At 72.6% G+C, this 26,432-nt stretch carries 23 protein-coding genes and 2 pseudogenes; 12 read left to right on the top strand and 13 right to left on the bottom strand.

The features are described 5' to 3' along the window. Positions 1–2 precede the first annotated feature (2 nt). Genes E4U91_RS32140 through E4U91_RS32130 form a run of 3 tightly spaced genes read right to left on the bottom strand, consistent with a single transcriptional unit; the run spans position 3 to position 3,542 of the window. Complete coding sequence (locus E4U91_RS32140; protein WP_137310058.1) at positions 3–995, bottom strand: ABC transporter permease; 993 nt, start codon at positions 993–995, stop codon at positions 3–5. Further along, positions 988–2,028 (bottom strand): ABC transporter permease, encoded by a 1,041-nt coding sequence (locus E4U91_RS32135; protein ID WP_137310057.1) that lies wholly within the window; start codon positions 2,026–2,028, stop codon positions 988–990. Before E4U91_RS32135 ends, E4U91_RS32140 begins: the two co-directional genes overlap by 8 nt. Beyond that, positions 2,025–3,542: a sugar ABC transporter ATP-binding protein gene (locus E4U91_RS32130; RefSeq protein WP_137310056.1), complete on the bottom strand. Its 1,518-nt coding sequence runs from the start codon at positions 3,540–3,542 to the stop codon at positions 2,025–2,027. The genes E4U91_RS32135 and E4U91_RS32130 overlap by 4 nt, the downstream gene beginning before the upstream one ends. 258 nt (positions 3,543–3,800) lie before the next feature. On the opposite strand from E4U91_RS32130, the gene rhaI reads away from it, so the two are divergent. The 3 genes from rhaI to E4U91_RS32115 all read left to right on the top strand — a co-directional run bounded on the left by rhaI (position 3,801) and on the right by E4U91_RS32115 (position 8,535). Further along, a complete protein-coding gene (gene rhaI, locus E4U91_RS32125) occupies positions 3,801–4,961 on the top strand; it encodes an L-rhamnose isomerase (RefSeq protein ID WP_137310055.1) in 1,161 nt (386 codons plus the stop codon). Positions 4,962–5,032: 71 nt separating this feature from the next. Then, the gene (locus E4U91_RS32120) at positions 5,033–7,072 is read left to right on the top strand and encodes a bifunctional aldolase/short-chain dehydrogenase (protein WP_137310054.1); all 2,040 of its coding nucleotides are present in this window, start codon (positions 5,033–5,035) and stop codon (positions 7,070–7,072) included. Beyond that, positions 7,069–8,535: a rhamnulokinase gene (locus E4U91_RS32115; RefSeq protein ID WP_137310053.1), complete on the top strand. Its 1,467-nt coding sequence runs from the start codon at positions 7,069–7,071 to the stop codon at positions 8,533–8,535. Before E4U91_RS32120 ends, E4U91_RS32115 begins: the two co-directional genes overlap by 4 nt. Positions 8,536–8,561: 26 nt before the next feature. Here the strand turns inward: E4U91_RS32115 and E4U91_RS32110 are convergent, their stop codons facing one another. Next, positions 8,562–9,653: an IS630 family transposase gene (locus tag E4U91_RS32110; protein WP_137304601.1), complete on the bottom strand. Its 1,092-nt coding sequence runs from the start codon at positions 9,651–9,653 to the stop codon at positions 8,562–8,564. A gap of 244 nt (positions 9,654–9,897) precedes the next feature. On the opposite strand from E4U91_RS32110, the gene E4U91_RS32105 reads away from it, so the two are divergent. Genes E4U91_RS32105 through E4U91_RS32095 form a run of 3 tightly spaced genes read left to right on the top strand, consistent with a single transcriptional unit; the run spans position 9,898 to position 12,757 of the window. After that, on the top strand, positions 9,898–10,653 hold the full coding sequence (locus tag E4U91_RS32105; RefSeq protein ID WP_137310052.1) for a (Fe-S)-binding protein: 756 nt from the start codon (positions 9,898–9,900) through the stop codon (positions 10,651–10,653). Further along, complete coding sequence (locus E4U91_RS32100) at positions 10,650–12,128, top strand: LutB/LldF family L-lactate oxidation iron-sulfur protein (RefSeq protein ID WP_137310051.1); 1,479 nt, start codon at positions 10,650–10,652, stop codon at positions 12,126–12,128. The genes E4U91_RS32105 and E4U91_RS32100 overlap by 4 nt, the downstream gene beginning before the upstream one ends. Further along, the gene (locus E4U91_RS32095) at positions 12,125–12,757 is read left to right on the top strand and encodes a LutC/YkgG family protein (protein WP_137310050.1); all 633 of its coding nucleotides are present in this window, start codon (positions 12,125–12,127) and stop codon (positions 12,755–12,757) included. The genes E4U91_RS32100 and E4U91_RS32095 overlap by 4 nt, the downstream gene beginning before the upstream one ends. 66 nt (positions 12,758–12,823) lie before the next feature. Here the strand turns inward: E4U91_RS32095 and E4U91_RS32090 are convergent, their stop codons facing one another. The 3 genes and pseudogenes from E4U91_RS32090 to E4U91_RS38255 form a co-directional block, all read right to left on the bottom strand. After that, on the bottom strand, positions 12,824–14,389 hold the full coding sequence (locus tag E4U91_RS32090; protein WP_137310049.1) for an FAD-dependent oxidoreductase: 1,566 nt from the start codon (positions 14,387–14,389) through the stop codon (positions 12,824–12,826). A gap of 102 nt (positions 14,390–14,491) precedes the next feature. Continuing rightward, a pseudogene (locus E4U91_RS32085) lies at positions 14,492–14,886 on the bottom strand (CBS domain-containing protein). Between the two features lie 681 nt (positions 14,887–15,567). Then, positions 15,568–15,744 carry a hypothetical protein gene (locus E4U91_RS38255; RefSeq protein ID WP_168218206.1) on the bottom strand — a complete coding sequence of 59 codons (177 nt, stop codon included), beginning with the start codon at positions 15,742–15,744 and terminating at the stop codon, positions 15,568–15,570. A 187-nt stretch (positions 15,745–15,931) separates the two neighbouring features. On the opposite strand from E4U91_RS38255, the gene E4U91_RS32070 reads away from it, so the two are divergent. Then, positions 15,932–16,759, top strand: coding sequence for a class I SAM-dependent methyltransferase (locus tag E4U91_RS32070; protein ID WP_137310047.1), 828 nt, complete (start codon positions 15,932–15,934; stop codon positions 16,757–16,759). A gap of 305 nt (positions 16,760–17,064) precedes the next feature. Here the strand turns inward: E4U91_RS32070 and E4U91_RS32065 are convergent. After that, positions 17,065–17,552 (bottom strand): annotated as a pseudogene (locus tag E4U91_RS32065) (phytase); the annotation flags it as partial. A 375-nt stretch (positions 17,553–17,927) separates the two neighbouring features. Between E4U91_RS32065 and E4U91_RS32060 the strand changes: the two are divergent. Continuing rightward, on the top strand, positions 17,928–18,785 hold the full coding sequence (locus E4U91_RS32060) for an AAA family ATPase (RefSeq protein ID WP_137310046.1): 858 nt from the start codon (positions 17,928–17,930) through the stop codon (positions 18,783–18,785). After that, positions 18,782–20,149 (top strand): vWA domain-containing protein, encoded by a 1,368-nt coding sequence (locus tag E4U91_RS32055; protein ID WP_137310045.1) that lies wholly within the window; start codon positions 18,782–18,784, stop codon positions 20,147–20,149. The genes E4U91_RS32060 and E4U91_RS32055 overlap by 4 nt, the downstream gene beginning before the upstream one ends. Before the next feature lie 105 nt (positions 20,150–20,254). Here the strand turns inward: E4U91_RS32055 and E4U91_RS32050 are convergent, their stop codons facing one another. Continuing rightward, positions 20,255–20,617 (bottom strand): cupin domain-containing protein, encoded by a 363-nt coding sequence (locus tag E4U91_RS32050; RefSeq protein ID WP_137310044.1) that lies wholly within the window; start codon positions 20,615–20,617, stop codon positions 20,255–20,257. A gap of 285 nt (positions 20,618–20,902) precedes the next feature. Between E4U91_RS32050 and E4U91_RS32045 the strand changes: the two genes are divergently transcribed. Beyond that, the gene (locus tag E4U91_RS32045) at positions 20,903–21,721 is read left to right on the top strand and encodes an SAM-dependent methyltransferase (RefSeq protein WP_137310043.1); all 819 of its coding nucleotides are present in this window, start codon (positions 20,903–20,905) and stop codon (positions 21,719–21,721) included. 63 nt (positions 21,722–21,784) lie between these two features. On the opposite strand, the gene E4U91_RS32040 is transcribed toward E4U91_RS32045, so the two are convergent. Then, positions 21,785–22,702, bottom strand: coding sequence for a helix-turn-helix domain-containing protein (locus E4U91_RS32040; RefSeq protein WP_137310042.1), 918 nt, complete (start codon positions 22,700–22,702; stop codon positions 21,785–21,787). A 139-nt stretch (positions 22,703–22,841) separates the two neighbouring features. Continuing rightward, complete coding sequence (locus E4U91_RS32035) at positions 22,842–23,063, bottom strand: DUF397 domain-containing protein (protein ID WP_067233545.1); 222 nt, start codon at positions 23,061–23,063, stop codon at positions 22,842–22,844. A 172-nt stretch (positions 23,064–23,235) separates the two neighbouring features. Here E4U91_RS32035 and E4U91_RS32030 point away from each other — a divergent pair, with 172 nt between their 5' ends. Continuing rightward, positions 23,236–23,655 (top strand): ATP-binding protein, encoded by a 420-nt coding sequence (locus tag E4U91_RS32030; protein ID WP_241678754.1) that lies wholly within the window; start codon positions 23,236–23,238, stop codon positions 23,653–23,655. A 1-nt stretch (position 23,656) separates the two neighbouring features. Next, positions 23,657–24,151 carry a hypothetical protein gene (locus tag E4U91_RS32025; RefSeq protein ID WP_241678753.1) on the top strand — a complete coding sequence of 165 codons (495 nt, stop codon included), beginning with the start codon at positions 23,657–23,659 and terminating at the stop codon, positions 24,149–24,151. A gap of 348 nt (positions 24,152–24,499) precedes the next feature. On the opposite strand, the gene argG is transcribed toward E4U91_RS32025, so the two are convergent. Both argG and E4U91_RS32015 read right to left on the bottom strand, forming a co-directional pair. Then, on the bottom strand, positions 24,500–25,954 hold the full coding sequence (gene argG, locus E4U91_RS32020) for an argininosuccinate synthase (protein WP_137310040.1): 1,455 nt from the start codon (positions 25,952–25,954) through the stop codon (positions 24,500–24,502). A gap of 120 nt (positions 25,955–26,074) precedes the next feature. Then, on the bottom strand, positions 26,075–26,431 hold the full coding sequence (locus E4U91_RS32015) for a TcmI family type II polyketide cyclase (RefSeq protein ID WP_137310039.1): 357 nt from the start codon (positions 26,429–26,431) through the stop codon (positions 26,075–26,077). Position 26,432 lies beyond the last annotated feature (1 nt).

Below are 26,432 nucleotides of genomic sequence, written 5' to 3'. Positions count from 1 at the left end.
GGTTACGACGTCTGTGCCGAGGTGACGGCCCTGCGGCCCGCCCTCGCGACGGCGATCTGGCGTGCGACCCGCGGCCCGAGCACGGAGACGACGAGCAGCACGCCGGTGACGACGATCTGGGACTGCGCGGAGACGTTGAGCAGGCTCATCACGTTCTGGAGCGCGCCCAGCAGGAACACGCCGGCGACGGCGCCGCCCAGCGTCCCCTTGCCGCCGTCGAAGTCGATGCCGCCGAGCAGCACCGCGGCGACGACGGAGAGTTCGAGGCCGGTGGCGTTGTCGTAGCGGGCGCTGGCGTAGTGCAGGGCCCAGAACACGCCGGTCAGGGAGGCCATGAAGCCGGTGGTGACGAACAGCCAGAGCTTGGCCCGCTTGACGCGGACGCCGGCGAACCGGGCGGCCTCCTCGCTGGCGCCGATCGCGAACAGCGACCGGCCGAAGGGGGTGGCGTGCAGGACGACCACGGCGATCGCGAGCAGCACCAGGAAGGGCAGGAACGCCTGCGGCAGGAAGCTGTCCCCGACCCGGCCGGCCGCGAAGTCGAGGTACGGGGACGGGAAGTCGGTGACCGCGTCGGAGCCGAGCACGATCTGTGCGATGCCCCGGTAGGCGGCGAGGGTGCCGATGGTGACGGCGAGGGAGGGCAGGCCGAGCCGGGTCACCAGCAGGCCGTTGACCAGGCCGCAGACCACGCCGAGCAGCAGGCAGACGGGGATGATCGTCTCGATCGTCATGCCCTCGTTCCACAGCTTGCCCATCACCGCGCCGGACAGGCCGGCCGTGGAGGCCACGGACAGGTCGATCTCGCCGGAGACGACCAGCAGGGTCATGGGCAGGGCGATGAGGGCGATCGGCAGGGTGTTGCCGAGGAGGAAGGACAGGTTCAGGGCGTTGCCGAAGCCGTCCACGAAGGAGAAGGAGAGCAGGAGAAGGACGATCAGGAGCGCGCCGACGACCGTGTCCCAGCGGATGGCACGCGAGAGGGAGTCAGGCATGACGGGCATTCCTCTTCTTCAGGGCCGACGCCACCCGCAGGGCGACCACACGGTCCACCGCGATGGCGAGCAGGAGCAGGATGCCGTTGATGGCGAGCACCCAGACGGAGCTGACGCCGAGGGCGGGCAGCACGCTGTTGATGGAGGTCAGCAGCAGCGCGCCGAGCGCGGCACCGTGGACGCTGCCGGAGCCGCCGGTGAAGACGACGCCGCCGACCACCACGGCGCTGACGACGGTGAGTTCGTAGCCGGTGCCGGTCCCGGAGTCGACGTTGCCGAACCGGGCCAGGTAGAGGGCGCCGGCGAGTCCGGCGAGGGCCCCGCAGACGGTGTAGGCGAACAGGACGCGCCGGCGGACCGGGATGCCGGCCAGGCGGGCGGCCTCGGGGTGGGAGCCGAGCGCGTACAGCTCGCGTCCGCTGCCGAAGTGCTTGAGGTAGTACGCCGTCGCCACCAGCACGGCGAGGGCGATCAGGGCGAGCCAGGGCACCGCCCACAGGCCGTGGGAGCCGAAGTCCACGAAGGAGTCGGGCAGGTCGGCGGCGGTGATCTGGCGGGAGCCGACCCAGATGGAGTCGATGCCGCGGATGATGTAGAGCGTGCCGAGCGTCACCACCAGGGCGGGTACCTGGCCGAGGCTGACCAGCAGGCCGTTCAGCAGTCCGCAGCCGATGCCGAGCAGGACGGCGAGCGCGACGGCCACCACGGGGTCGCCGCCGCCGTGCAGGTGGGTGCCGGCGGCGAAGGCGCTGATGCCGAGGGTGGAGCCGACGGACAGGTCGACGTTGCGGGTGATGACGACCAGGGACTGGCCGGTGGCGACCAGGACCAGGATCGTCGCGTTCAGCAGCAGGTCCTTGATGCCCTGTTCGGTGAGGAACTGGCTGTTGCCGAGCTGGGTGACGACGATCATCACCAGGAAGACGGCCAGGATGGCGAGTTCGCGCATCCTGAACACGCGGTCGACCAGGCGGGTGCCGCTGGACTTCGCCACGTCGGTGGCGGGGGCGTGGGGCGGAGTGGCCACGGTCATGCGGCGGCCCTCCCGGTGGCGGCGGCCATCACGGTTTCCTCGGTGGCTTCGGTGCGGGGGATCTCGGCGGTCAGGCGCCCCTCGTGCATCACCAGCACGCGGTCGGCCATGCCGAGGATCTCGGGCAGGTCGGAGGAGATCATCAGGACGGCGACGCCGTCGGCGGCCAGTTCGCTCAGCAGCCGGTGCACCTCGGCCTTGGTGCCGACGTCGATGCCGCGGGTCGGCTCGTCGACGATGAGCACCTTGGGGCCGGTGGCCAGCCACTTGGCGAGGACGACCTTCTGCTGGTTGCCGCCGGAGAGCGTCGAGACGGCGTCGGCGATGCGGGCGTACTTCACCTGGAGCCTGACCGCCCAGTCGAGCGAACGGCTGCGCTCGGCGCCCCGGTCCACGAGCCCGGCCCGCACGCTGGTCCGCAGACCGGTGAGGCCGATGTTGCGCTCGATGGACATGTCCATCACCAGGCCCTGGGCGCGCCGGTCCTCGGGGACCAGGGCGAGGCCCGCGGCCATGGCGGTGGAGGGGGCGCCCCTGGTGAGGCTGCGGCCGTCGACCACCACCTCCCCCGCGTCCCAGCGGTCGACGCCGAACACGGCGCGCGCCACCTCGGTGCGGCCGGCGCCGACGAGTCCGGCGAGGCCGACGATCTCACCGCGCCGCACCTCGAAGGAGACGTCGGTGAAGACACCCTCGCGGGTCAGGCGGCGGACGCTGAGGGCGACGTCGCCGGGTGTCACCGCCTGCTTGGGGTAGAGCTCGTCGAGGTCGCGCCCGACCATGCGGCGGACCAGGTCGTCCTCGGTCATCCCGTCGACCGGCTCGGTGGCGATCCAGGCGCCGTCGCGCAGGGTGGTCACCCGCCCGCAGATCTCGAAGATCTCCTCCAGCCGGTGGGAGATGAACAGCACGGCCGCGCCCTGTTCGCGCAGGGTGCGCACCACGCCGAAGAGGCGGGCCACCTCGCTGCCGGTGAGGGCGGCCGTCGGCTCGTCCATGATCAGGACCCGGGCGTCGAAGGAGAGCGCCTTGGCGATCTCGACGATCTGCTGGTCGGCGATGGACAGGCCGCGCGCCGGGCGGTCGGGATCGAGCTCGACGCCGAGGCGGTCCATCAGGGCGGCGGTGGCGTCGCGGGTGGCGCGGTGGTCGATGCGGCCGAGGGTGCGCCGGGGCTGGCGGCCCATGAAGATGTTCTCCGCGATGGAGAGGTCGGGGAAGAGCGTGGGCTCCTGGTAGATCACGGCGATGCCGGCGTCGCGGGCGTCGCCGGGGCCGTGGAAGACGACGGGACGGCCGTCGAGCAGCACCTGCCCGGCGTCCGGGCGGTGCACCCCGGCGAGCGTCTTGATCAGTGTCGACTTGCCCGCGCCGTTCTCGCCGGCGAGGGCGTGCACCTCTCCGGCGTACAGCTCCAGGGAGACGCTCCGCAGGGCGCGTACGGCGCCGAAGGACTTGGCGACGTCCCGCAGGGCCAGCACCGGGGTCGGTCCCGGGTCGGACGGGTGGGTCATGTCAGGCTCCTCGACGACGTCGGCGACAGCGGCGGCAGCGGCGCCCCGGCGTCGTGAAAGGTTTCAACTGGATGGCCGGGACGTTAGGCATGGCGGGCATGTCACGTCAATGGGTCCGTGTCGAAAACTTTTCGATACCCGAAGGTCACGCGGCGATCACGAGAAGTGGGGACCGGTAGAGGGGTTGACACTGCCCTGGCGGCCTCATAGCTTCCCGTTCTGAATCGTTTCACCCTTCCGATGTCCCAGGAGCCCGAAGTGACCGACCTCGCCGCGGTGAAGGCCGCGCTCAAGACCCAGGCCGTCGAGACGCCGTCGTGGGCGTACGGCAACTCCGGGACCCGGTTCAAGGTGTTCGCCCAGGCGGGGGTGCCGCGCACGCCGCGGGAGAAGATCGAGGACGCGGCCAAGGTGCACGAGGTCACCGGGGTCGCGCCGACCGTCGCCCTGCACATCCCGTGGGACACGGTCGACGACTACGCCGCGCTGGCGAAGTTCGCCGAGGAGCGGGGCGTACGGCTGGGAGCCGTCAACTCCAACACCTTCCAGGACGACGCCTACCGGCTCGGCAGCATCTGCCACCCCGAGGCCACGGTGCGCCGCAAGGCGCTGGACCACCTGCTGGAGTGCGTCGACATCATGGACGCGACCGGCTCCGCCGACCTGAAGCTGTGGTTCGCCGACGGCACCAACTACCCCGGCCAGGACGACGTCCGCGGGCGCCAGGACCGGCTCGCCGAGGGTCTCGCCGCGGTGTACGAGCGGCTCGGTGACGACCAGCGGATGCTGCTGGAGTACAAGCTGTTCGAGCCGGCCTTCTACACGACCGACGTGCCGGACTGGGGCACGGCCTACGCGCACTGCCTGAAGCTGGGCGCCAGGGCGCAGGTCGTGGTGGACACCGGTCACCACGCGCCGGGCACCAACATCGAGTTCATCGTCGCCACGCTGCTGCGCGAGGGGAAGCTCGGCGGCTTCGACTTCAACTCCCGCTTCTACGCCGACGACGACCTGATGGTGGGCGCCGCGGACCCCTTCCAGCTGTTCCGGATCATGTACGAGGTGGTCCGCGGCGGCGGGTTCGGACCGGACGTCGCGTTCATGCTCGACCAGTGCCACAACATCGAGGCGAAGATCCCGGCGATCATCCGCTCGGTGATGAACGTCCAGGAGGCGACCGCCAAGGCGCTGCTCGTGGACCGGACGGCGCTGGCCGCGGCCCAGCGGTCCGGGGACGTGCTGGAGGCCAACGCCGTCCTGATGGACGCCTACAACACCGACGTACGGCCGCTGCTCGCCGAGGTGCGCGAGGAGATGGGGCTGGACGCGGACCCGATCGCCGCGTACCGGCGCTCGGGGTGGGCCGAGCGGATCGTCGCCGAGCGGGTGGGCGGACAGCAGGCCGGGTGGGGCGCGTAGGAGGTCCCCTCCCGTCCCACTCCTGCCCCCGGCGGGGCGCACTTTCGTCACTCGAGAAGGAAATGAGGCTCATGGCCACGCATCCCGAAGCCGCCGCGCTGCTCGCCCGGTCGCACCGGCTCGGCTCCGACCCGCGCAACACCAACTACGCCGGCGGCAACGCGTCCGCGAAAGGCGTCGACCACGACCCCGTCACCGGGGGCGACGTCGAGCTGATGTGGGTCAAGGGGTCCGGGGGCGACCTGGGCACGCTGACCGGGGCCGGGCTCGCGGTGCTGCGGCTCGACCGGCTGCGCGCGCTCGTCGACGTCTACCCCGGCGTCGAGCGCGAGGACGAGATGGTCGCCGCGTTCGACTACTGCCTGCACGGCAAGGGCGGGGCGGCGCCGTCCATCGACACCGCGATGCACGGCCTGGTGGACGCCCCGCACGTGGACCACCTGCACCCCGACTCCGGCATCGCGCTCGCCTGCGCCGCCGACGGGCAGGAGCTGACCGCCGAGTGCTTCGGGGACACGGTGGCCTGGGTGCCCTGGCGCCGGCCCGGGTTCCAGCTGGGCCTGGACATCGCCGCCGTCAAGGAGGCCAACCCGCGGGCGATCGGCGTCGTCCTCGGCGGCCACGGCATCACCGCCTGGGGCGGCACGGCCGAGGAGTGCGAGCGCAACTCCCTGCACATCATCCGCACCGCCGAGGCGTTCCTCGCCGAGCGCGGCAGGCCGGAGCCGTTCGGCCCGGTCCTCGACGGCTACGGCGCCCTGCCCGAGGCCGAGCGCCGGGAGCGGGCCGCCGCGCTCGCACCGTACGTGCGTGCCCTGGCCTCCCAGGACGCGCCGCAGGTCGGCCACTTCACCGACACCGAGGTGGTCCTGGACTTCCTGGCCCGCGCCGAGCACCCGCGCCTCGCCGCCCTCGGGACCTCCTGCCCCGACCACTTCCTGCGCACCAAGGTGCGGCCGCTGGTACTGGACCTGCCGCCGGCCGCGCCGCTGGAGCAGGCCGTGGAGCGGCTGCGGGAGCTGCACGCCGCGTACCGCGAGGAGTACGCCGTCTACTACGCCCGGCACGCCGCGCCCGACTCCCCCGCGATGCGCGGCGCGGACCCGGCGATCGTGCTGGTGCCGGGCGTGGGCATGTTCAGCTTCGGCAGGGACAAGCAGACCGCGCGGGTGGCCGGCGAGTTCTACGTCAACGCCGTCAACGTCATGCGGGGCGCCGAGGCGGTGTCCCGTTACGCGCCCATCGAGGAGGCGGAGAAGTTCCGCATCGAGTACTGGGCGCTGGAGGAGGCCAAGCTCCAGCGGATGCCGCAGCCCAGGCCGCTGGCCACCCGCGTCGCGCTGGTGACCGGCGCGGGCAGCGGCATCGGCCGGGCCGTCGCGCACCGGCTGGCCGCCGAGGGCGCCTGTGTGGTGGTCGCCGACCTGAACGGCGAGAACGCCGGGAAGGTCGCCGAGGAGCTGGGCGGCGCCGACCGGGCCGTCGCCGTCACCGTCGACGTGACCGACGAGGAGCAGATCGCCGCGGCGTTCCGGGCGGCCCTGCTCGCCTTCGGCGGGGTCGACCTCGTCGTCAACAACGCCGGGATCTCGATCTCCAAGCCGCTCCTGGAGACCACGGCCCGCGACTGGGACCTCCAGCACGACATCATGGCCCGCGGCTCGTTCCTCGTCTCGCGCGAGGCGGCCCGCGTGATGATCGCCCAGCGGCTCGGCGGCGACATCGTCTACATCGCCTCCAAGAACGCCGTCTTCGCCGGTCCGAACAACATCGCGTACTCCGCCACCAAGGCCGACCAGGCCCACCAGGTGCGGCTGCTGGCGGCCGAGCTGGGCGAGCACGGCATCCGGGTCAACGGCGTCAACCCGGACGGCGTGGTGCGCGGCTCCGGGATCTTCGCCGGCGGCTGGGGCGCCCAGCGGGCGGCGGTGTACGGGGTGGAGGAGGAGAAGCTGGGCGAGTTCTACGCCCGGCGCACCCTCCTGAAGCGGGAGGTGCTGCCCGAGCACGTCGCGAACGCCGTGTTCGCGCTGACCGGCGGCGACCTGACCCACACCACCGGACTGCACGTCCCCGTCGACGCCGGCGTCGCCGCCGCGTTCCTGCGATGAGCACGGTCACGCGCTCGTACGCCGCGGTCGACCTGGGCGCCTCCAGCGGGCGCGTCATGGTCGGCCGCGTCGGCCCCGACACGCTGGAGCTGACCGAGGCCCACCGCTTTCCGAACCGGCCCGTGCGGGTGCCGGAGGGGCTGCGGTGGGACGTGCTCGGGCTGTACGCGGGGGTGCTGGACGGCCTGCGGGCGGCCGGCGCGCTCGGTGCGGGCCGGCTCGACTCGGTCGGCATCGACGGCTGGGCCGTGGACTACGGCCTGCTGGACGCCGACGGGGCCCTGCTCGGCAACCCCGTGCACTACCGCGACGCCCGCACCGAGGGCGTCGCGGAGAAGGTGTGGGCCACGGTCCCCGCGCCCGAGCTGTACGCCGCGACCGGGCTGCAGTACGCGCCCTTCAACACCCTGTACCAGTTGGCGGCGGCCCGGGACAGTGCCCAACTGGCGCAGGCGCGGCGGCTGTTGCTGATCCCCGACCTGATGTCGTACTGGCTGACGGGCGTGCAGGGCACCGAGCTCACCAACGCCTCCACCACCCAGCTGATCGACCCGCGCACCCGGACCTGGTCGGCGGACCTGGCCCAGCGGCTCGGCGTCGACCTGGAGTTGTTCGCCCCACTGCGGCAACCGGGCGACCCGGCGGGCCTGTTGCGGCCCGAGGTGCTGGAGGAGACCGGGCTCGTAGGTCCGGTGCCGGTGACGGCGGTGGGCTCGCACGACACCGCCTCCGCGGTGGCCGCGGTGCCCGCCGCCGGGGAGCGGTTCGCGTACATCTGCACCGGCACCTGGTCGCTGGCCGGCCTGGAGCTGACGGCGCCCGTCCTCACCGAGGACAGCCGCGCCGCCAATTTCACCAACGAGCTGGGCCTGGACGGCACGGTCCGCTACCTGCGCAACATCATGGGGCTGTGGCTGCTCCAGGAGTGCGTGCGCGCCTGGGGCGGCCCCGGCCTGGACGGTCTGCTGCGCGAGGCGGCCGCCGCGCCCGCGCTGCGCTCCGTGGTCGACGCGGGGGACGCCGCGTTCCTCGCGCCCGGGCACATGCCCGAGCGGATCGCCGAGGCGTGCCGGGCCTCGGGCCAGCCGGTGCCGCGCAATCCCGGCGAGACCACGCGCTGCATCCTCGACTCGCTGGCGCTGGCCCACCGGCGGGCGGTCGAGGACGCCCAGCGGCTGGCCGACCACCCGGTGGACGTGGTGCACGTCGTCGGCGGCGGCGCCCGCAACGCGCTGCTGTGCCAGCTGACCGCCGACGCCTGCGGCCTGCCCGTGGTGGCCGGCCCCGCCGAGGCCGCCGCGCTCGGCAACGTCCTGGTGCAGGCCCGCGCCCACGGGCCGGCCGGCGACCGCGGCGCGCTGCGCGACCTGCTCGTCCGCACCCAGCCGCTGACCCGGTATACCCCCGGGGGCGACCCGGGGCGGTGGCGGGAGGCGCAGGCCCGGCTCACCGCCCCGCGCTGATCCCGGCGTGATCGGCGAGACACCCCCTAGTCTTCTGAGTCAGGAATTCTGCGTAAATAACTGGCGAGGCGTTCGAGGATCTCGTCTGCGGTCCTGGTCCAGACGTAGGGTTTGGGGTCGGTGTTCCATGCGGCGATCCAGGTGCGGATGTCCTTCTCAAGGGCCTGGACGCTCTTGTGGGTCCCTCGGCGTATCTGCTTGTTCGTCAGTTCTGCGAACCACCGCTCCACGAGGTTGAGCCAGGACGAGCCGGTGGGCGTGAAGTGCAGATGGAATCGAGGGTGGGCGATCAGCCAGGTCTTGACGGCCGGCGTCTTGTGGGTGGCGTAGTTGTCGAGGATCAGGTGCACCTGAAGATCTGCCGGGATCTCCTGGTCAAGCTTGAGCAGGAACTTCTTGAACTCCTCGGCCCGGTGCCGGCGGTGCAGGGATCCGATCACTTTCCCAGTGGCGACCTCGAGTGCCGCGAACAAGGTGGTGGTGCCGGCCCGGACGTAGTCGTGGGTGACCCGCTGAGGAACCCCGGGCATCATCGGCAGTACCGGCTGGGAGCGGTCCAGGGCCTGGATCTGCGTCTTCTCGTCCACGCAGAACACCAGCGCCCGCTCGGGCGGGTCCAGATACAGGCCCACGACATCGTGCACCTTGTCGACGAAGTACGGGTCCGTCGACAACTTGAAGGTCTCCGAGCGGTGGGGCTGCAGCCCGAAGGCACGCCAGATCCGCGACACGGTCGACTGGGACAGGCCCACTTCCTTGGCCATCGCCCGCGTCGACCAGTGCGTAGCGTTCCTCGGTGTCGACTCCAGCGTCCGCTTCACTACTGCGGCGACCTGCTCGTCGCTCACCGAGCGGGGACCGCCGGATCTTGGCAGGTCACCCAGGCCGGCGATCCGATGCTCGTTGAAACGCGCCCGCCAGCGGCCCACCGACTGCCCCGTCATGCCCACCAAGGCACCGACATCCTTGTTCGACATGCCGTCTGCGCAGGCCAGGATGATCCGGCACCGCACCGCCCAGGACTGAGGAGTTGAGCGACGCCGCACCCACCCCTCCAGCGCCGCCCGCTCCTCTACCGACAGCACCAACTCGGCCTTCGGCCGCCCCGTACGAGCCATACCGCAAGCCTACAGTTATATAAGGAACTTCTGACTCAGAAGACTAGGGGGTGTCTTGTCGATCGGGCCGGATCAGGGAGCGGCGTCTGGTGCCGTGCATCGCAAGGCGGAGGAGGGAGTCGATGCGGAGCATCGGCGAGTGACGACAACGCGGCGAGGCGCGGTGCCAGGCGCCGCGAGCCCGGCCTGATCGGCGAGACGCCCCCTAGGCTTGACCCATCCGATGATCACCGAAGGAGCCGCGATGCGTGTCGCACTGTTCCTGACCTGTGTCAACGACACGCTCTATCCGGACACCGGCCGCGCCGTGGTGAAACTCCTGACCCGACTGGGCGTCGACGTCGACTTCCCGATGGCGCAGACCTGCTGCGGCCAGGCGCACTACAACACCGGCTACCGGCACGAGGCCGAGCCGCTGGCCCGGCACTTCGCCGAGGTCTTCGGGGAGTACGAGGCCGTCGTCACGCCGTCCGGGTCCTGCGGGGCGATGGTGCGGGAGCTGTACCCGCGCATGGGTGAGCGGGCCCGGGCCGAGGGGCGGGGCGACACCCTGGCCCGGACGCTCGCGCCGGTGGTGCCGAGGACGTACGAGCTGACGGAGTTCCTGGTCGACGTGCTGGGCGTGACCGACGTGGGCGCGTACTACCCGCACACGGTCACCTACCACCCCACTTGTCACGGCCTGCGCGCCCTGGGCCTCGGCGACCGGCCGCGCCGACTGCTTCAGGCCGTGCGGGGCCTGGAGCTGGTGGAGCTGCCCGGGGCCGACGAGTGCTGCGGCTTCGGCGGCACGTTCGCGGTGAAGAACGCCGACGTCTCGGCCGCGATGGGCGCCGACAAGGTGCGCAACGCCGCCTCGACCGGCGCGGAGGTGCTGTGCGCGGCCGACAACTCCTGCCTGATGCACATCGGCGGGACCATGACCCGGCTGAACAGCGGGATGCGGCCGGTGCACCTGGCGGAGATCCTGGCGAGCACGGAGGAGGAACCGGCCGTATGAGCGGGACGTTCGTCGGGATGCCGGCGTTCCCGGAGGCGGCGCGGGACGCCGTCCGCGACACGACACTGCGGGGCAACCTGCGGCACGCCACGCACACCATCCGCGCCAAGCGCGCCAAGGCCGTCGCCGAGGTGTCCGACTGGGCGGCGCTGCGCGAGGCCGGGAAGCGGATCAAGGACCACACGCTGCTCCACCTCGACCGCTACCTGGAGCAGTTGGAGGCGGCGGTCACCGCGGCGGGCGGCACCGTCCACTGGGCGGCCGACGCCGAGGAGGCCAACCGGATCGTGGCCCGGCTGGTCAGGGAGACCGGCGAGTCCGAAGTGGTCAAGGTCAAGTCGATGGCCACCCAGGAGATCGGGCTGAACGAGGCGCTGGAGGCCGAGGGCGTCCGCGCCTATGAGACCGATCTCGCCGAGCTCATCGTGCAGTTGGGCGAGGACCGGCCCTCGCACATCCTCGTCCCCGCGATCCACCGCAACCGGGGCGAGATCCGGGACGTCTTCCGGTCGGAGATGGGCAAGTGGGGCCGCCCCGCGCCCGACGGGCTGACCGACACCCCGGCCGAACTCGCCGAGGCCGCCCGGCTGCACCTGCGGGAGAAGTTCCTGCGCGCCAAGGTCGGCGTCTCCGGCGCCAACTTCATGGTCGCCGAGACCGGCACCCTCGTGGTCGTCGAGTCCGAGGGCAACGGCCGCATGTGCCTGACCCTGCCCGAGACGCTGATCTCGGTCGTCGGCATCGAGAAGGTCGTACCGTCCTGGCAGGACCTGGAGGTGTTCCTGCAGACGCTGCCGCGCTCCTCCACGGCCGAGCGCATGAACCCCTACACGTCCACCTGGACCGGCACCACGGACGGGGACGGACCCCGGGTGTTCCACCTGGTCCTGCTCGACAACGGCCGCACCGACACCCTCGCCGACGAGGTCGGCCGCCAGGCGCTGCGCTGCATCCGCTGCTCGGCCTGCCTCAACGTCTGCCCGGTGTACGAGCGGGCCGGCGGCCACGCCTACGGCTCGGTCTACCCGGGGCCGATCGGCGCGATCCTGAGCCCCCAACTGCGCGGCACGGCCAGCGAGATCGACGCCTCGCTGCCGTACGCGTCGAGCCTGTGCGGCGCCTGCTACGAGGTGTGTCCGGTGGCCATCGACATCCCCGAGGTGCTGGTGCACCTGCGCGAACGGGTCGCGCAGGGCGGACCGGTCACCCGGGAGGGCAACAAGGTCGTGCTCAAGCCGGCCCGGGGACACGGTGCCGAGCGGGCGGCGATGCGCGCGGCGCGCTGGGCGTTCCGTCACCCCGCGGCCCTGCGCACCGGGCAGCGGCTCGCCTCGCGCACCCGGCGCTTCCACCCGCGCACCCTGCCCGGCCCCGGCCGGGCCTGGACGGGCAGCCGGGACCTGCCGCCCGTCCCCGCGGAGCCGTTCCGGGACTGGTGGCAGCGCACGCACGGCGGCAAGGACGGTGCCCGATGAGCAGCAGCAGGGAGCGGATCCTCGGCCGGGTGCGGCGCGCGCTCGCCGACGCCCCGCGCGACGACGCCCCGATCGCGCGCGGCTACCTGCGCCGGCACGGGGAGCGCACCGTCGAGGAGACGGTCGCGCTGCTCGCCGAGAACCTGGCGGACTACCGGGCCCTGGTCCACCGCTGCACCCCGGCCGAACTGCCGTCGCTGATCGGCCGGTTGCTCTCCGGGCGAGGGTCGGCGTCGGTGCTGGTCCCGCCGGGCCTGGACGCGTCCTGGCTGGCGGGGACGGACGTAGCCCGCGTCGCCGACCGCGCCGGGAGCACCGCGCACGAGCTGGACCGGGTCGACAGCGTGGTCACCGGCTGCGCGGTCGCCGTCGCGGAGACCGGCACCCTCGTCCTGGACGGCTCACCCGACCAGGGCCGCCGGCGGATCACCCTGGTCCCGGACCACCACATCTGCGTGGTCCGGGTGCCCGAACAGGTGGTCTCCTCGGTCCCGGAAGCCCTCGAACGGCTCGATCCCGTACGCCCGTTGACGTGGATCTCAGGCCCCTCGGCCACCAGTGACATCGAACTGGACCGGGTGGAGGGCGTGCACGGCCCGCGCACCCTGGAGGTCGTGCTGGTGGGCTGAGCGGTCCGGCGCGCTGAACGCGCACCGGACCGCTCAGGACGGGGGCTGCTCCCCCGCCCGCCGGGTTCACAGCTCGCGGCGCTCCAGCGGGCGCACCGCCGGACCCTGGACCACCTTGCCGTCGGGGGCGAACCGGGAGCCGTGGCAGGGGCACTCCCAGGCACCCTCGGCCCGGTTGAACGCGACCAGGCAGCCCAGGTGGGTGCAGCGGGCGGACACCGCGTGCACCTGGCCCTCGGCGTCACGGTGCACGGCGCACCGCTCGCCGTTGACCCGGACGATCGCGCCGTCGCCCGGGGCGATCTGGTCCACCGAGGAGGCACCGGGCGTGGAGACGCGGTCGCCGACGAAGTGCCGTGCCACCTCCGCCTGCGTCTTGAGGAAGGTCCCGCCCTCCCGGACGACCGAGGCGATGCGGCGCGGGTCGTACAGCTCGCTCCACGGGCACTCACGGCCGGTGATCTGCTCGGCCAGCAGTCGGCCGGACATGATGCCGGTCGCCATGCCCCACCCGGCGAACCCGGTCGCCACGTAGGCGTGCCGCGCACGCGGGTGCAAGGGCCCGACCAGGGGCACGGAGTCGGTGGGGTCGTTGTCCTGGGTGGCCCAGCGGTGCGAGAAGGTCAACGGCCCGAACCGCTCCGTCGCCCAGCCGGCGAGACGGTCGAAGCGCTCCTCCACGTCACCGCCGGCGCCCGGGGTGAAGTGCTCACCGGTGACGATCAGCAGCCGCCGGCCGTCCGGCAGGGGCGCGGTGCGCACCGAGCGGGTGTTCTGCTCGGGCGTGATGTACATGCCGCGCGGTGCGCGGGCCGCCTCCACGGGCGCGGCCAGCACCAGTTCGCGGCGCGGCGACAGCCGGGTGAAGAGCAGGGCCCGGTCGAACACCGGGTAGTGGGTGGCGACGACGACGTCACGGGCGGTGATCTCCGGCCCGTCGCTGCCGCCGTTCCCCGCCTGCCCGCCGTGCAGCACCTCCGTCGTCAGCACGCACGGCTCGCCCTCGCTGAGGCCGGTCACGCGGGTGTGCTCGTGGATCACTCCGCCGAGCCGGCGGATGTCCTCGGCCAGCGCCAGCAGGTACTTGCGGGGGTGGAACTGCGCCTGGCCGGCGACCTTCACCGCGCCCGCGACGGGGAACGGCAGGTCCGTGTCGGTGACGAACTGCGCCTCCAGGCCGGCCTCCCGGGCGGCGCTCGCCTCCGAGCGCAGCTCCTTCACGCGCCCGGGGTCCTCGGCGTAGGTGAACGCCTCGGTGTCCTCCCAGTCGCAGTCGATGCCGAGCTCCTCGGCGGTCTCGGCCGCGTGCCGGATGGCGTCCATCTGGGAGTGCGCGTACAGGCGGGCGCCCTCGGGGCCGCGGGTGCGGCGCAGCTGGTCGTAGATCAGGGTGTGCTGCGCGCTCAGCTTGGCGGTGGTGTGCCCGGTGACGCCGGCGGCGATCCGGTCCGCCTCCAGCACGGCGACGCTGCGGCCGCGGCGGGCCAGTTCCCAGGCCGTGCTCAGGCCCGCGATGCCCCCGCCCACGACGGCCACGTCGACGGTCACCGGGCCCTCGGGCGGGGGTGCGGGATCCGCCGGCGGGGCGGTCTCGAGCCAGTACGACCCGTGGATGTACGCCTGATCGTCCATGCGGGCCGAGTGCCCGCGCCGGGGCGGATCACACGGCGGGGGTCGGGGCGGGCGGGCCCTGGTGGCAGGTGCCCCCGCCGGGCCCGCCCTCCCCCTGTGGACCTACTGGTTCGGCCGGGCCACGCTGATGTCGCCCAGCGCCGAGTCCGGGTCGCGTTCCATCGCGAGGTCGGCCAGGGCGACCATGCCGACCGGGTGGCCGCCCTCGTCGACGGGCAGGCGGCGCACGGCGTGCTCCCGCATCAGCCCGACGGCCCGGTCCAGGTCGTCGTCGGGGGTGACCGTGACCAGGTCGTCGCTGCACGCGCCGGCCACGGTCGTCCGCTCCGGGTCCCAGCCCTCGGCGAGGGCGCGCACCACCGGGTCGCGGTCGCTGACCGGGCCGCGCAGCTCGTCGTGGTCGGCGACCAGGACGGCCCGACGTCCTCGTCCCGCATCGGCCGGGCGACGGCCGTCAGCGAGGTCTGCGGCTCCACCGTCACGGGCCCACCGGTCATGGGCCGGGTGACGGAAACGTGGGCGAGCGTGGAAGGACCGTGGCGGCGCTCGACGCCCGGCTCGTCTTACGGGACGAGGGCGGATTGTTCGGACTCCCTGGACCGGGTTATGGCACCCGGATCGCCTCTTGGACCGGCTCCGCCTGCGGAGAGTCGCGTCGCTGCCCGCCCGCGATCACGCGGTAGGCGGACGGGGGCCGCGCGGTGGCGCGGAACTGGTGCGAGCGTGGACCAGCGCACGGAAGCGCCTTGGTTCAGGTGGTCAGGCGGACGAACGGCCGGTGATACCCGGCAGAGTTGTGGTCCTGATCCGGCGGTAAGTCCTGAACCCGTACACGGTCAACGCTGCCCAGATGACGGCACTGACCAGAGGCCACCACAGATCCCGGCCCTGCTCGCCCTGGACGAGATTGACGACCCAGTTCACCGCCCAGCTGACCGCGAGAACAAGTGCTGCCCACCTGGCCCACCGCCACATCCGCATGGTTCCTCGTGCACGAGTCTCCTGTGCGCTCTGATCATCCTGTCGAAGTCGTGTGCCATCCATACCTACCGCCTACCCCCTGCCGGCTCCTCGCCTCCCAGCCCCCAGAAGACGGCCGAAAAGGGACTGTCCAACCAGTGGCGGAGATACTCGGAGGCGGTCCGGGAAGTTGACCGGGTCGGCCCTCCGGTCGCTTCTCACGCCTCCTGCTGGGTGCGTTCTTCGAATGCGCGGCGTACCGCTGCGCCTTGGTCCTCGACCAGCCCCGCCGTGTCGGGGAGGTCCAGGACGGCGCCGCAGTGGTTGCACAGTTTTCCGTCCTCGGCCGGCGTGCCGCACGCCTTGCAGAACCGGTTCCCAGTGGTCTGTGTCATCACTCTCTCCCGAAGGGTGGACAGGTAGGCGCGGAGTACCCCGGACGTCTGCGCTGAATCCCTGCACGTCTGCTTCAGCGCCAACACCCCTGTTCCCATGACCTTTCAAGCCTGGGGCGCTCTTCCCGGTCGGCCGCAGTCTGCGGAGCGCGGTGCTGCGTTCGATGTACTGCGGTTAGATGTCCTCATGCCCTCCGCAGAAGACGAGCGGTTGATGCGCGCCAACCAGGCGAACTGGGACGCGCGCACTCCGGTACACGTCACCAGCCGCTTCTACGGCCTGGACGAGGACCTGCACCCGGAGCGCTGGTTCGCCGCGTTCGAGTGGGAGGACCTCGGCGAACTGTCCGGCCGGGACGTGTTGCACCTCCAGTGCCACCTCGGCACGGAGACACTCGCCCTCGCCCGCCGTGGAGCCAGGGCGGTCGGCCTGGACTTCTCGGCGGCGTCCGTGGCGGCCGCGCGGGACCTCGCCGCGACGTCGGGCCTCGACGTCACCTACGTCCAGGCCAATGTCTACGACGCCGTGACGGCGCTGGAGGGCCGGCAGTTCGACGTCGTCTACACCGGCAAGGGCGCCCTGTGCTACCTGCCGGACCTCGATCGGTGGGCGGATGTCGTGGCCGAACTCCTGCGGCCGGGCGGGCGCTTGTACGTCGTGGAGTTCCACCCGCTGCTCAACGCCCTCGGCCCGAAACCCGAGCCGGGCGAGGGACCAGAACTGCTCCTGCGTCACGACTACCTGAGGGGCTCCGGTCCGGTGCATCGGGACGGCACCTACACCTATACCGACGGTCCGGCCCTCGAGGGCGCCACGGACAACTACGAATGGATGCACGGGCTGGGAGAGGTCCTGAACGCGTTGACCGATGCGGGCATGGGCGTCCGGCGGCTGCGGGAGAGCGACGAGCTTCCCTGGCCGCGATGGCCGCGGATGGTCCAGACGGACTCCGGCTGGTGGCGGCTGCCCGAGCCGCGGATCCCCCTCTTGTACAGCCTGCTGGCCGTACGCTGAACCTCCCTCCGGCCGGTCGCGACACGGTGTGATCAGCACGCGTGAGCTCGGGCCAGGTCTCCGGTCGGTGGAGCGGGATTCCGGGCCGTGCTCGGGCGGCCGACCGTTGACGCCGTGCTTGGCCACCTGGACCGACCGCACCACCGGCCGCTCCTACGCCCTGGTCAGCCGGCGCAACCACACACCCCGGCCGACCGGTGCCTGCTCCGCCACCTGTCGGCGTGACTGATGGCTGAGCAGCATCGATCGGCCCCGCCTGGTCGAAGGGGCCGGATGACTCGGAGAGTGACGACAACGCGGCGAGGCGCCAGGCCGTACGCGGTCTTCTGCTCGTTGATCTCGGCCTGGTCGACCGAGAACACGGGCCGCACTTCCGGCTCGGTGATGTCGGTGAGCGGGCCGCCGGGCTTGTCCCGGTCGATGCGGTAGATGCGCAGCCGGTCGCTGCCGCGGTCGCTGACCACTGCGACGTCCGCGCGCCCGGTGCCCAGACGCAGACCGTGCACCAGGTCGACGTTGTTGAAACGACCGGGCTTGTCGTCAGCGCCCGGGCCGGCCGGGGCGCGGACCGACTGCACCTGGCGCGCGTCCAGGTGGTGGACGCGCAGGCCCCCCTGCTTGGCGGTTGCGATCACCAGGCTACGGCCCGGGCGGCGGGATTGCGCCAGATCGCCGGGTCGTCCGCGTTGGCGTCGCCGCCGGCTTCGCCGTCGAACAACGGCACGGTCTCGGCCCTCGGCCGGACCTCATCGATCCCGGGGGCCTGTGCCGGGAGGGCGAAGGAGGTCGCCAGTGCCGTGCAGAGAACGAGTGCAGGTGCGACGAGCGGGGCCGGTCAGCCGATGGCGATGTCGTCGACCAGGAGCACGGTCGACAGGCAGGCGTCCTCGGTGCCGGCGAACTCCAGCTTCACCGTCTGGCCCTCGAAGGCGGACCACCGCTGGCCGCGCCGCCGCCGGCAGGGCCGCGAGCTGCGGCTTCGACCGGATCACGACCGTACGGAGCGAGGGGCGGCACCGCTGCGGACCTGACCCGACCTGTCCGCCAGAACGTGAGCCGGGCGAAGGCTCGTTCACCGACCGCCCGGCCCACCCCGTGACAGCGGCGGTGAACAAGCGCTTAGATAGATGCTCGTACACCCCACCGCACCCGCCGCCGGGAGGCCCCGTTGTTCACGTCCGTCGACGACGTCTCGGCCCGTCTCGCCGAGACCGGCTACCTGGCCTCCCCCGCCGTGGCCACCACCGTCTTCCTCGCCGACCGGCTCGGCAAGCCGCTGCTGGTCGAGGGCCCGGCGGGGGTCGGCAAGACGGAGCTGGCCAAGGCCGTCGCCCAGGTGGCGGGGGCGCGGCTGGTGCGGCTGCAGTGCTACGAGGGCGTCGACGAGTCCCGGGCGCTGTACGAGTGGAATCACGCCAAGCAGCTGCTGCGGATCAGCGCGGGCCGCGACGAGACCTGGGACGAGACGCGCACCGACATCTTCAGCGAGGAGTTCCTGCTCCCCCGCCCGCTGCTCACGGCGATCCGCGGCGACGACCCGAAGGTCCTGCTGATCGACGAGACCGACAAGGCCGACGTCGAGGTGGAGGGCCTGCTCCTGGAGGTGCTCAGCGACTTCCAGGTCACGGTCCCCGAGCTGGGCACGATCACCGCCGCCCGGCGCCCGTTCGTGGTGCTCACCTCGAACGCGAGCCGGGAGCTGTCCGAGGCGCTGCGGCGCCGCTGCCTGTTCCTGCACATCGGCTTCCCCGACGAGGAGCTGGAGCGGCGCATCGTACGGCTGAAGGTGCCGGGCGTCGACGAGGCGCTGGCCGCGTCCCTGGTGCGGGTGGTGGGCGCGCTGCGGGCGATGGACCTGCGCAAGGTGCCGTCGGTCGCCGAGACCATCGACTGGGCCCGCACCCTGCTGGCGCTGGGCGCGGACACGCTGGACGAGACGTTCGTGCGGGACAGCCTCGGCGTGATCCTCAAGCACCAGGAGGACGTCTTGAAGGCGTCGGCCAAGCTGGACCTGGACGCGCTGTGACCGCGGACGCGGCGACCGCGGACCTGGCGTCGCGGCTGACGGGCTTCGTCTCCGCGCTGCGGGCGCACGGGGTGCGGATCGGCACCGGCGAGACGGTGGACGCCGCCCGCGCCGTGGCGGCGCTGGGGCTGGCCGACCGGGCGGTGCTGCGCGAGGGACTGGCCGCCACCCTGCTGCACGAGACGGGCCAACGGCCGGTGTTCGACGCGGTCTTCGACCTGTACTTCCCGCACGCCGTGGGCGGCCCCGCGACGGAGGCCGCCGGCCGGGAGGAGCTGCGCGACCGGCTCGCCGAGGCGCTCACGGCGGACGACCGGGCGATGCTGGCCCGGCTGGCCGTCGAGGCGGTGGACGGGCTGGGCGGCTACGGCGGCGCACCCGGTACGGACGGCTGGTCGTCGTACCAGACGCTCGAACGGCTGCGCCCGCAGACCCTGTTGACGAGGGTGCGGGACGAGCTGCGGGCGCGGGGCGCCGGCGCGGGCTTCGCGGACCGGCTGCTGGAGGACGAGATCCGGCGCCGCATCGAGGCCTTCCGCGCGCTGGTGGCCGCGGAGGCGCGGCGGCGGGTGGCGGAGCGGCGGGGCCGGGAGGAGATCGCCCGCCGGGCCGTTGCGCCCACCGCGGACCGGGTGGACTTCCTGTACGCCGGGAAGGACCGGCTGGCCGAACTGCGGCGCACCGTCCAGCCGTTGGCCCGCAAGCTCGCCACCCGGCTGGCCGCGCGCCGACGGCGGGCCGCCCGGGGCTCCATCGACCTGCGCCGCACCGTGCGCGGCTCCCTGTCCACCGGGGGCGTGCCCATGCGGCCGGTGCTGCGCCGGCGCCGGCCGGCCCGTCCCGAACTGGTACTGCTGTGCGACGTGTCGGGTTCGGTGTCCGGGTTCTCGGACTTCACGATGCTGCTGGTGCAGGCGCTGCACGACCAGTTCACCAAGGTGCGCGTGTTCGCCTTCGTCAACCGTGTCGACGAGGTGACCCCGCTGCTCGTGCACGGCGCCGCCGACCCCGAGGGCCTGAGCGCCCGCATCCACGGCGAGGCCGCCGTCACCGCCTGGCACGGCAGCAGCGACTACGGCGCCGCGCTGGGCGAGTTCGCCGAGCGGTACGCCAGGACGCTCACCCCGCGCACCACCCTGTTCGTCCTCGGCGACGCCCGCACCAACCACGGCGACCCGAACCTGGCCGCCGTCCGCGCGATCGCCCGGCGCTGCCGCCGCGTCCACTGGCTGAACCCGGAGCCGCGCGCCCAGTGGGGCACCGGGGACTCGGCGGCGCTCGCCTACGCCGACCTGGTCCCCCTGCACGAGTGCCGCACCGCCCGCCAGCTCGGCACCCTCGTCGAGCGCCTGCTGCCGGTCTGACCCGTCCCGGGAGGCGCCGGGGCACGCCGCGGGGCGGGAGAGGGTGGAGGCCCTCCCCCGCCCCGGTGGGTCGGGTGGTGCGCCACCGGGTGTGGCGCCGTGCGGTCAGTCCCCGGCCTTGGCGTAGTCCCGGGCCATGGCGCCGGCGAAGTCGTACACCACGACCTGCTCGTCCCCGACGACCCAGGCGTCGTGACCGGGCGTGCAGACGAACACGTCGCCGGGGCCCACCTCGCTCTCGCCGCCGTCGTCCATGTGCAGGTGCATGCGTCCCTGCACGACGTAGCCGTTGTGGTGGACCTGGCAGGTCTGGGTGCCCGCGATCGGCGCCACGGACTCCGACCAGCGCCAGCCGGGCTCGAAGGTGGCCACGGCGAAGTCCAGCCCGCTGAGGTGGACGGCTTCGAGGTGACCGCGGGGGAAATCGCGCCGCTCGTCCGGCTTGTCGAGCGTCTTCACTTCCAGCATGACGCTCCTCCCTTCCGGCCGTGCCTCACGGCCGGGGCCGGTCTCCCCGGCGGCCCTGGACGTCACCGATGGGGGACCGCACCCCATCCCTTCATCCTCCGCCCGTCCGGGGCCGCCCGCCATTCGACGGCCCGGGACGGGCGGCGGAGGGCGTGCGGGGCAGGGGAGGGCGTGCGGGGCGGCGGAGGGGGAAGGCACGATCATCGCCCGGTCCCTCCAAGTCCCGCTCCCCCACGATGTATTGTCGGTCGCGCCGGTCCACGGCGCGGGTGTCTGGGGGAAGAGATGCAGCCTGGAGAGCAACTGTCCACGAAGATCGACGCGTCGGTCCCCACGGCCGCGCGCATGTACGACTACTACCTGGGCGGCAAGGACAACTACGCCGCCGACCGCGCGGCCGTCGAGGAGCTGGACAAGGTCGTCCCCAGCACCCGGGCCCTCGCGCTGAACAACCGCCGCTTCCTCCAGCGGGTCGTGCGCACGCTGACCCAGGAGTACGGCATCCGGCAGTTCCTGGACCACGGGTCCGGCCTGCCGACCCAGGACAACATCCACCAGGTCGCCCAGCGCATCGACCCCGGCGTCCACGTGGTCTACGTCGACAACGACCCGATGGTCATGGTCCACGGCCGGGCGCTGCTGGAGCAGGACGAGCGGACCACGGTCATACACGCCGACCTGCGCGAGACCGACGCCATCTTCGGTCACGAGGACACCCGGCGCCTGATCGACTTCGACCAGCCGGTGGCCGTGCTGTTCAACTCGGTGTTCCACTGCATCCCGGACAGCGAGACCGACGGCCCGCCGGCCGTGGTGCGCCGCGTCGTCGAGCGGCTGGCGCCGGGCAGCTACCTGGTGATGTGCCAGCTGGTCAGCGACGACCCGGCGGTCCGTGAGTTCGTCACCGACTTCATGGACAAGGCGACCCAGGGCCACTGGGGCCGGGTGCGCGAGGAGAAGGACGTCGAGGCCTGGTTCGACGGGCTGGAGATCCTCGAACCGGGTCTGGTCGAGGTCTCCACCTGGCGCCCGGACACCGAGGTCTCCCCCCGCCAACAGACGCAGGAGTGGATCGAGTTCGGCGGAGTGGCCCGTCTGGGGTAGTCCGGGGCGAGGGTGCCGCGCCGCGGCGCCCTCGCCGGTCCTCGTGGTGGTCGGCCGGCGGCACTACTGCGCGTAGCGCTGCTTCATCGTGTCGCGCAGCAGGTCCAGGGACTCCCGCGGGTTGAGCGCCTCGTCGGCCAGCCGGTCGAGGGCGACCCGGTACTCCTCGGTCTCGTCCTGGTCCTCCAGGAACGTCGCGCTGCGGATCTGCTCCAGGTAGACCACGTCGGGCAGGTCGGAGCCGCCGAAGCGCAGGTAGGTGACGGGGATCACCGGCGCGGAGGCGTGGGTGACGTCCAACGGGACGATCTGCAGGGTGACGTGAGGCTTCTGCGCCATCGTCACCAGGTGCTCGAGCTGTTCGCGCATGACCTCGCGGCCGCCCAGCACGCGCAGCAGCACCGACTCGTCGACGACCGCCCACAGCTGCGGGGCGTCCGTGCGCTCCAGGAGCTGGCGGCGGCGCATGCGCAGCTCCACGCGCCGCTCGACCTCCCGGGCCGGCGCGGCGGGCAGACCGCGCTCGACGACGGCACGGGCGTACGCGGACGTCTGGAGCAGGCCCGGCACGTACTGGATCTCGAAGGTACGGATCGCGGTGGCCGCCTCCTGGAGGCCGACCAGCCGGTCGAACCACTCGGGCATCAGCCGCTTGTCGTAGCGCTGCCACCAGCCCGGCTCGTTGGCCCGCCGCAGCAACTGCAGGAGCAGCGACGCCTCGTACTCCCCGGTGCCGTACAGCCCGAGCAGGGCGCGCACGTCGGCCTCGGTCGGGGGCTTGCGGCCCTTGCCCGCCTCGATGCGCGACAGCTTGGCCGGGCTGAAGCCCAGCAGTCGCGCGGCCTGCTCCTGGGAGTGGCCCGCGTCCTCGCGGATGCCCGCCAGCTGCACGCCGACCAGCATCTTCAGCAGGGTCGGGGCCGGCTCCGAACGGCTCAGATACGGTTCGAGACGGGAGACCCGGGGCTTTTCGACAGACATCCTGACTCCCGCTGGTCCGGCAGACGACCCCCGCAGTATCGCATCCGGCCGCCGTCCACCGCACGGGGTGCGGGAGCTGAAACCTCCTCAGTTCCCGTCAGCGGGTGACCCCTTGGGGCCGTACGGCCGAACCGCGAGGTCACACGAGGTGGTCGAACTCCCCGTCCTTGGCGCCCGCCAGGAACGCGGCGACCTCGGCCGGCGTGTAGACCAGGGCGGGACCCTCGGGATCACGTGAGTTGCGCAGCGCCACGCCGCCGCCGTCCAGCGCCGCCACCTCGACGCAGTTGCCCTCGGCGGCGCTGTGGGTGCTCTTGATCCAGCGGACGCCCAGCGAGCTCGCCCGCACTCCGTTCCGTATCGACACCACGGCACTCTCCTCGTTCGTGCGCGCAATTTCCCGTGAAATTGCACGAGGCCATCCTCAGCGTGGATAATAGCCGTGCCGTCAACCGCCGTTCCGGCGCCCCGTCCTGACGTCGCTTCAGGGAGATGCCGTGTCATCACCTGCACAGTTCCGGAGTCGAGAGTCCGTGCACGACTCGGCCCGAACAGCCACCTTCCGCATCACCGGCAGCCGGGAGGGGTTCGCCGAGGCGCGCGAGTTCACCCACCGCACGCTCGACCGGTGGGACGTGGGCGAGTGCGCCGACGACGCGGTCACGGTCGTCACCGAACTCGCCGCCAACGCGGTCCTGCACGCCCTGCCGGACGTGCCGCCGGGCGGCGCCGACGTGCGGCTGCGGCTCACCCTGCGCCGGGCCCACCTGGTCTGTGCGGTCAGCGACCAGTGCGACACGCCCCCGGTGTACCCGTCTCCCGGGGAATCGCTGCTGGAGCACGGCCGGGGGCTGCACATCGTGGAGGCCCTGTCGGCCCACTGGGGCTGGACCCGCTGCGCGCCCCTGGGCAAGACCGTCTGGGCGATGCTGCCGACGCGAGTGCAGGCCTGACATGACCACGGTGAAGAGAACGCTCGCCGACCTGGCCCTGGTGCCCTGGCCCGAGATCAAGGACTGCGCGGGTCCGGCCTCGGCGATCCCGTCCCTGCTCGCCACCGTCGCCGGGGGCGACGAACCGGCCGCCACCTCCGCGCTCGCGCAGCTCCGCGACCGCGTCTGCCGCTACGGCTTCGTGGTCGACCAGGCCACCGCCCCGACGGTGCCCTTCCTGTGGGAGCTCGTCCAGCTGCCCCACCTCGGCTGCCGGGCCCGGGTCCTGCGCCTGCTGACCGACATCGCCCACGCCCGCCAGTGGGAGACCACGGCCGCGACGTACCCGAAGCTGCTGCACTACCCCGAGGACTACGTCGGCTGGGAGCGCGCGGCCCGCGAGGCGGTGCACGCCGGGCGCGACGTCCTCGGCGCGCTGCTCGCCGACCCCGGCACCGCCTCGGACCCGGACCTCGTCCGGGCCGCCACGGACCTGGCCGCGACCCTGTCGGACTGAAGGCCGGCCCACCGCGGGCCTCGCGGCGACCCGGTCCGGCTGGAGACCCGGCCCTCCGTGCACCTCGCCGCGGTCCCGTCCGGCTGGAGGCTCGGCCCACCGCCCCGGCGGCCACGGCGACGGCCCCGGCGACGCCGCACGGCGCCTTCCCCCGCCGTCGCCCGCCACCCGCGGTCGCCCTGCCGTCGTGCGCCGGCCGCCCGCCACCGCGAAGTCCGCCACCCCGAAGTCCGCCACCGCGCCTCGCCGCGAACCGGCCGGAGGGCCGGCTCGGCGAGTGTCTCGTCGAGCCGGCCCTCCGGTGCCGGAACGGGCGGAGCCCGTCGGTGGTGGCTCGGGCGGAGCCCGTCAGTCCGTGCCGGACTCCATCGCCGCGCGGTCGAGCAGCGCGTCCTCCTCGGAGACCTCGCCCCGCGAGGCGATGGCCTCGGCGCCGCCCTCGGGCAGTTCGGGCATGGTGCCGATGAGCCCGGTCGCGGCGGCCTGCGAGGCCCCGATGGTCGGGGTGGCGGTGCCGATCAGGCCGAGCCCGACGTACTGCTCCAGCTTGGCGCGGGAGTCGGCGATGTCCAGGTTGCGCATGGTCAGCTGGCCGATCCGGTCGACCGGGCCGAACGCGGAGTCCTCGGTGCGCTCCATGGACAGCTTGTCGGGGTGGTAGCTGAACGCCGGGCCGGTGGTGTCGAGGATCGAGTAGTCCTCGCCGCGCCGCAGCCGCAGGGTGACCTCGCCGGTGATCGCCGAGCCGACCCAGCGCTGCAGAGACTCGCGGATCATCAGCGCCTGCGGGTCCAGCCAGCGGCCCTCGTACATCAGGCGGCCCAGGCGCCGGCCCTCGGTGTGGTACTGGGCGAGCGTGTCCTCGTTGTGGATGGCGTTGACCAGGCGCTCGTAGGCCGCGTGCAGCAGGGCCATGCCGGGGGCCTCGTAGATGCCGCGGCTCTTGGCCTCGATGATGCGGTTCTCGATCTGGTCGGACATGCCGAGGCCGTGGCGGCCGCCGATGGCGTTGGCCTCCATCACCAGGTCGACGGCGGAGGCGAACTCCTTGCCGTTGATCGTGACGGGGCGGCCCTGGTCGAAGCCGATCGTCACGTCCTCGGTGGGGACCTCGACGGCCGGGTCCCAGAACCGGACGCCCATGATCGGCTCGACCGTCTCGACGCCGGTGTCCAGGTGCTCCAGGGTCTTGGCCTCGTGGGTGGCGCCCCAGATGTTGGCGTCGGTGGAGTAGGCCTTCTCGGTGCTGGCGCGGTAGGGGAGGTCGTGGGCGAGGAGCCACTCCGACATCTCCTTGCGGCCGCCGAGCTCGGTCACGAAGTCCGCGTCCAGCCAGGGCTTGTAGATCCGCAGCTTGGGGTTGGCGAGCAGGCCGTAGCGGTAGAACCGCTCGATGTCGTTGCCCTTGTACGTCGAGCCGTCGCCCCAGATCTGGACGTCGTCCTCGAGCATCGCCCGCACCAGCAGCGTGCCGGTGACGGCGCGGCCCAGCGGCGTGGTGTTGAAGTACGCGCGTCCGCCGGAGCGGATGTGGAACGCGCCGCAGGTGAGCGCGGCCAGGCCCTCCTCGACCAGTGCGGCGCGGCAGTCGACCAGGCGGGCGATCTCCGCGCCGTAGGTCTCCGCGCGGCCGGGCACCGAGGCGATGTCGGGCTCGTCGTACTGGCCGATGTCGGCGGTGTAGGTGCAGGGGACGGCACCCTTTTCGCGCATCCACGCGACCGCGACCGAGGTGTCGAGGCCGCCCGAGAAGGCGATGCCGACGCGCTCGCCGACGGGGAGGGAGGTGAGGACCTTGGACATAGGAAGAGTATGCACCCTCTCGCATGGTCATGCAAAGCGGGTTCGTGCGCGGCCGGACACACGCGCACGGGGCCCGGCCCGACGGCCGTGCCCCGTGCGTCTGCGGTGGGCGGGTGCGGGTCAGCCGGACACCGCGGCGTCGCGGGAGACCGCGGCGTCGCTCTCCCAGCGGTAGAAGCACTGGGCCATGGCGTCCTTCGGGCCGCGCCAGGTCTCCGGGTCGTAGGCGGAGACGAACGGCGTCAGCCGCTCGCTGACCTCGCGGAACTCGGGGTGGTCGGCGAGGCGGGCGATGGCCGGACCCGGGTCGTTCTCGCTCTCGATGAGGTGCAGGTACACATCACCGAACTGGAAGAGGCTGCGCCGGGTGACGCCCACCAGGTGCGGCAGGTCACCGCTGTCGGACTCGGCGAAGACCCGCGCGATGTCGTCGGCCGCGCCGGGCTTCATCCGGGCGACGATCAGGGTGTGGTGCATC

The sequence above is a fragment of the Streptomyces lasalocidi genome (assembly GCF_005280215.1).
Lineage (GTDB): Bacteria > Actinomycetota > Actinomycetes > Streptomycetales > Streptomycetaceae > Streptomyces > Streptomyces longwoodensis.
Note: the sequence above shows the minus strand (reverse complement) of the source record. Positions and strands in the feature narration are given on the sequence as shown.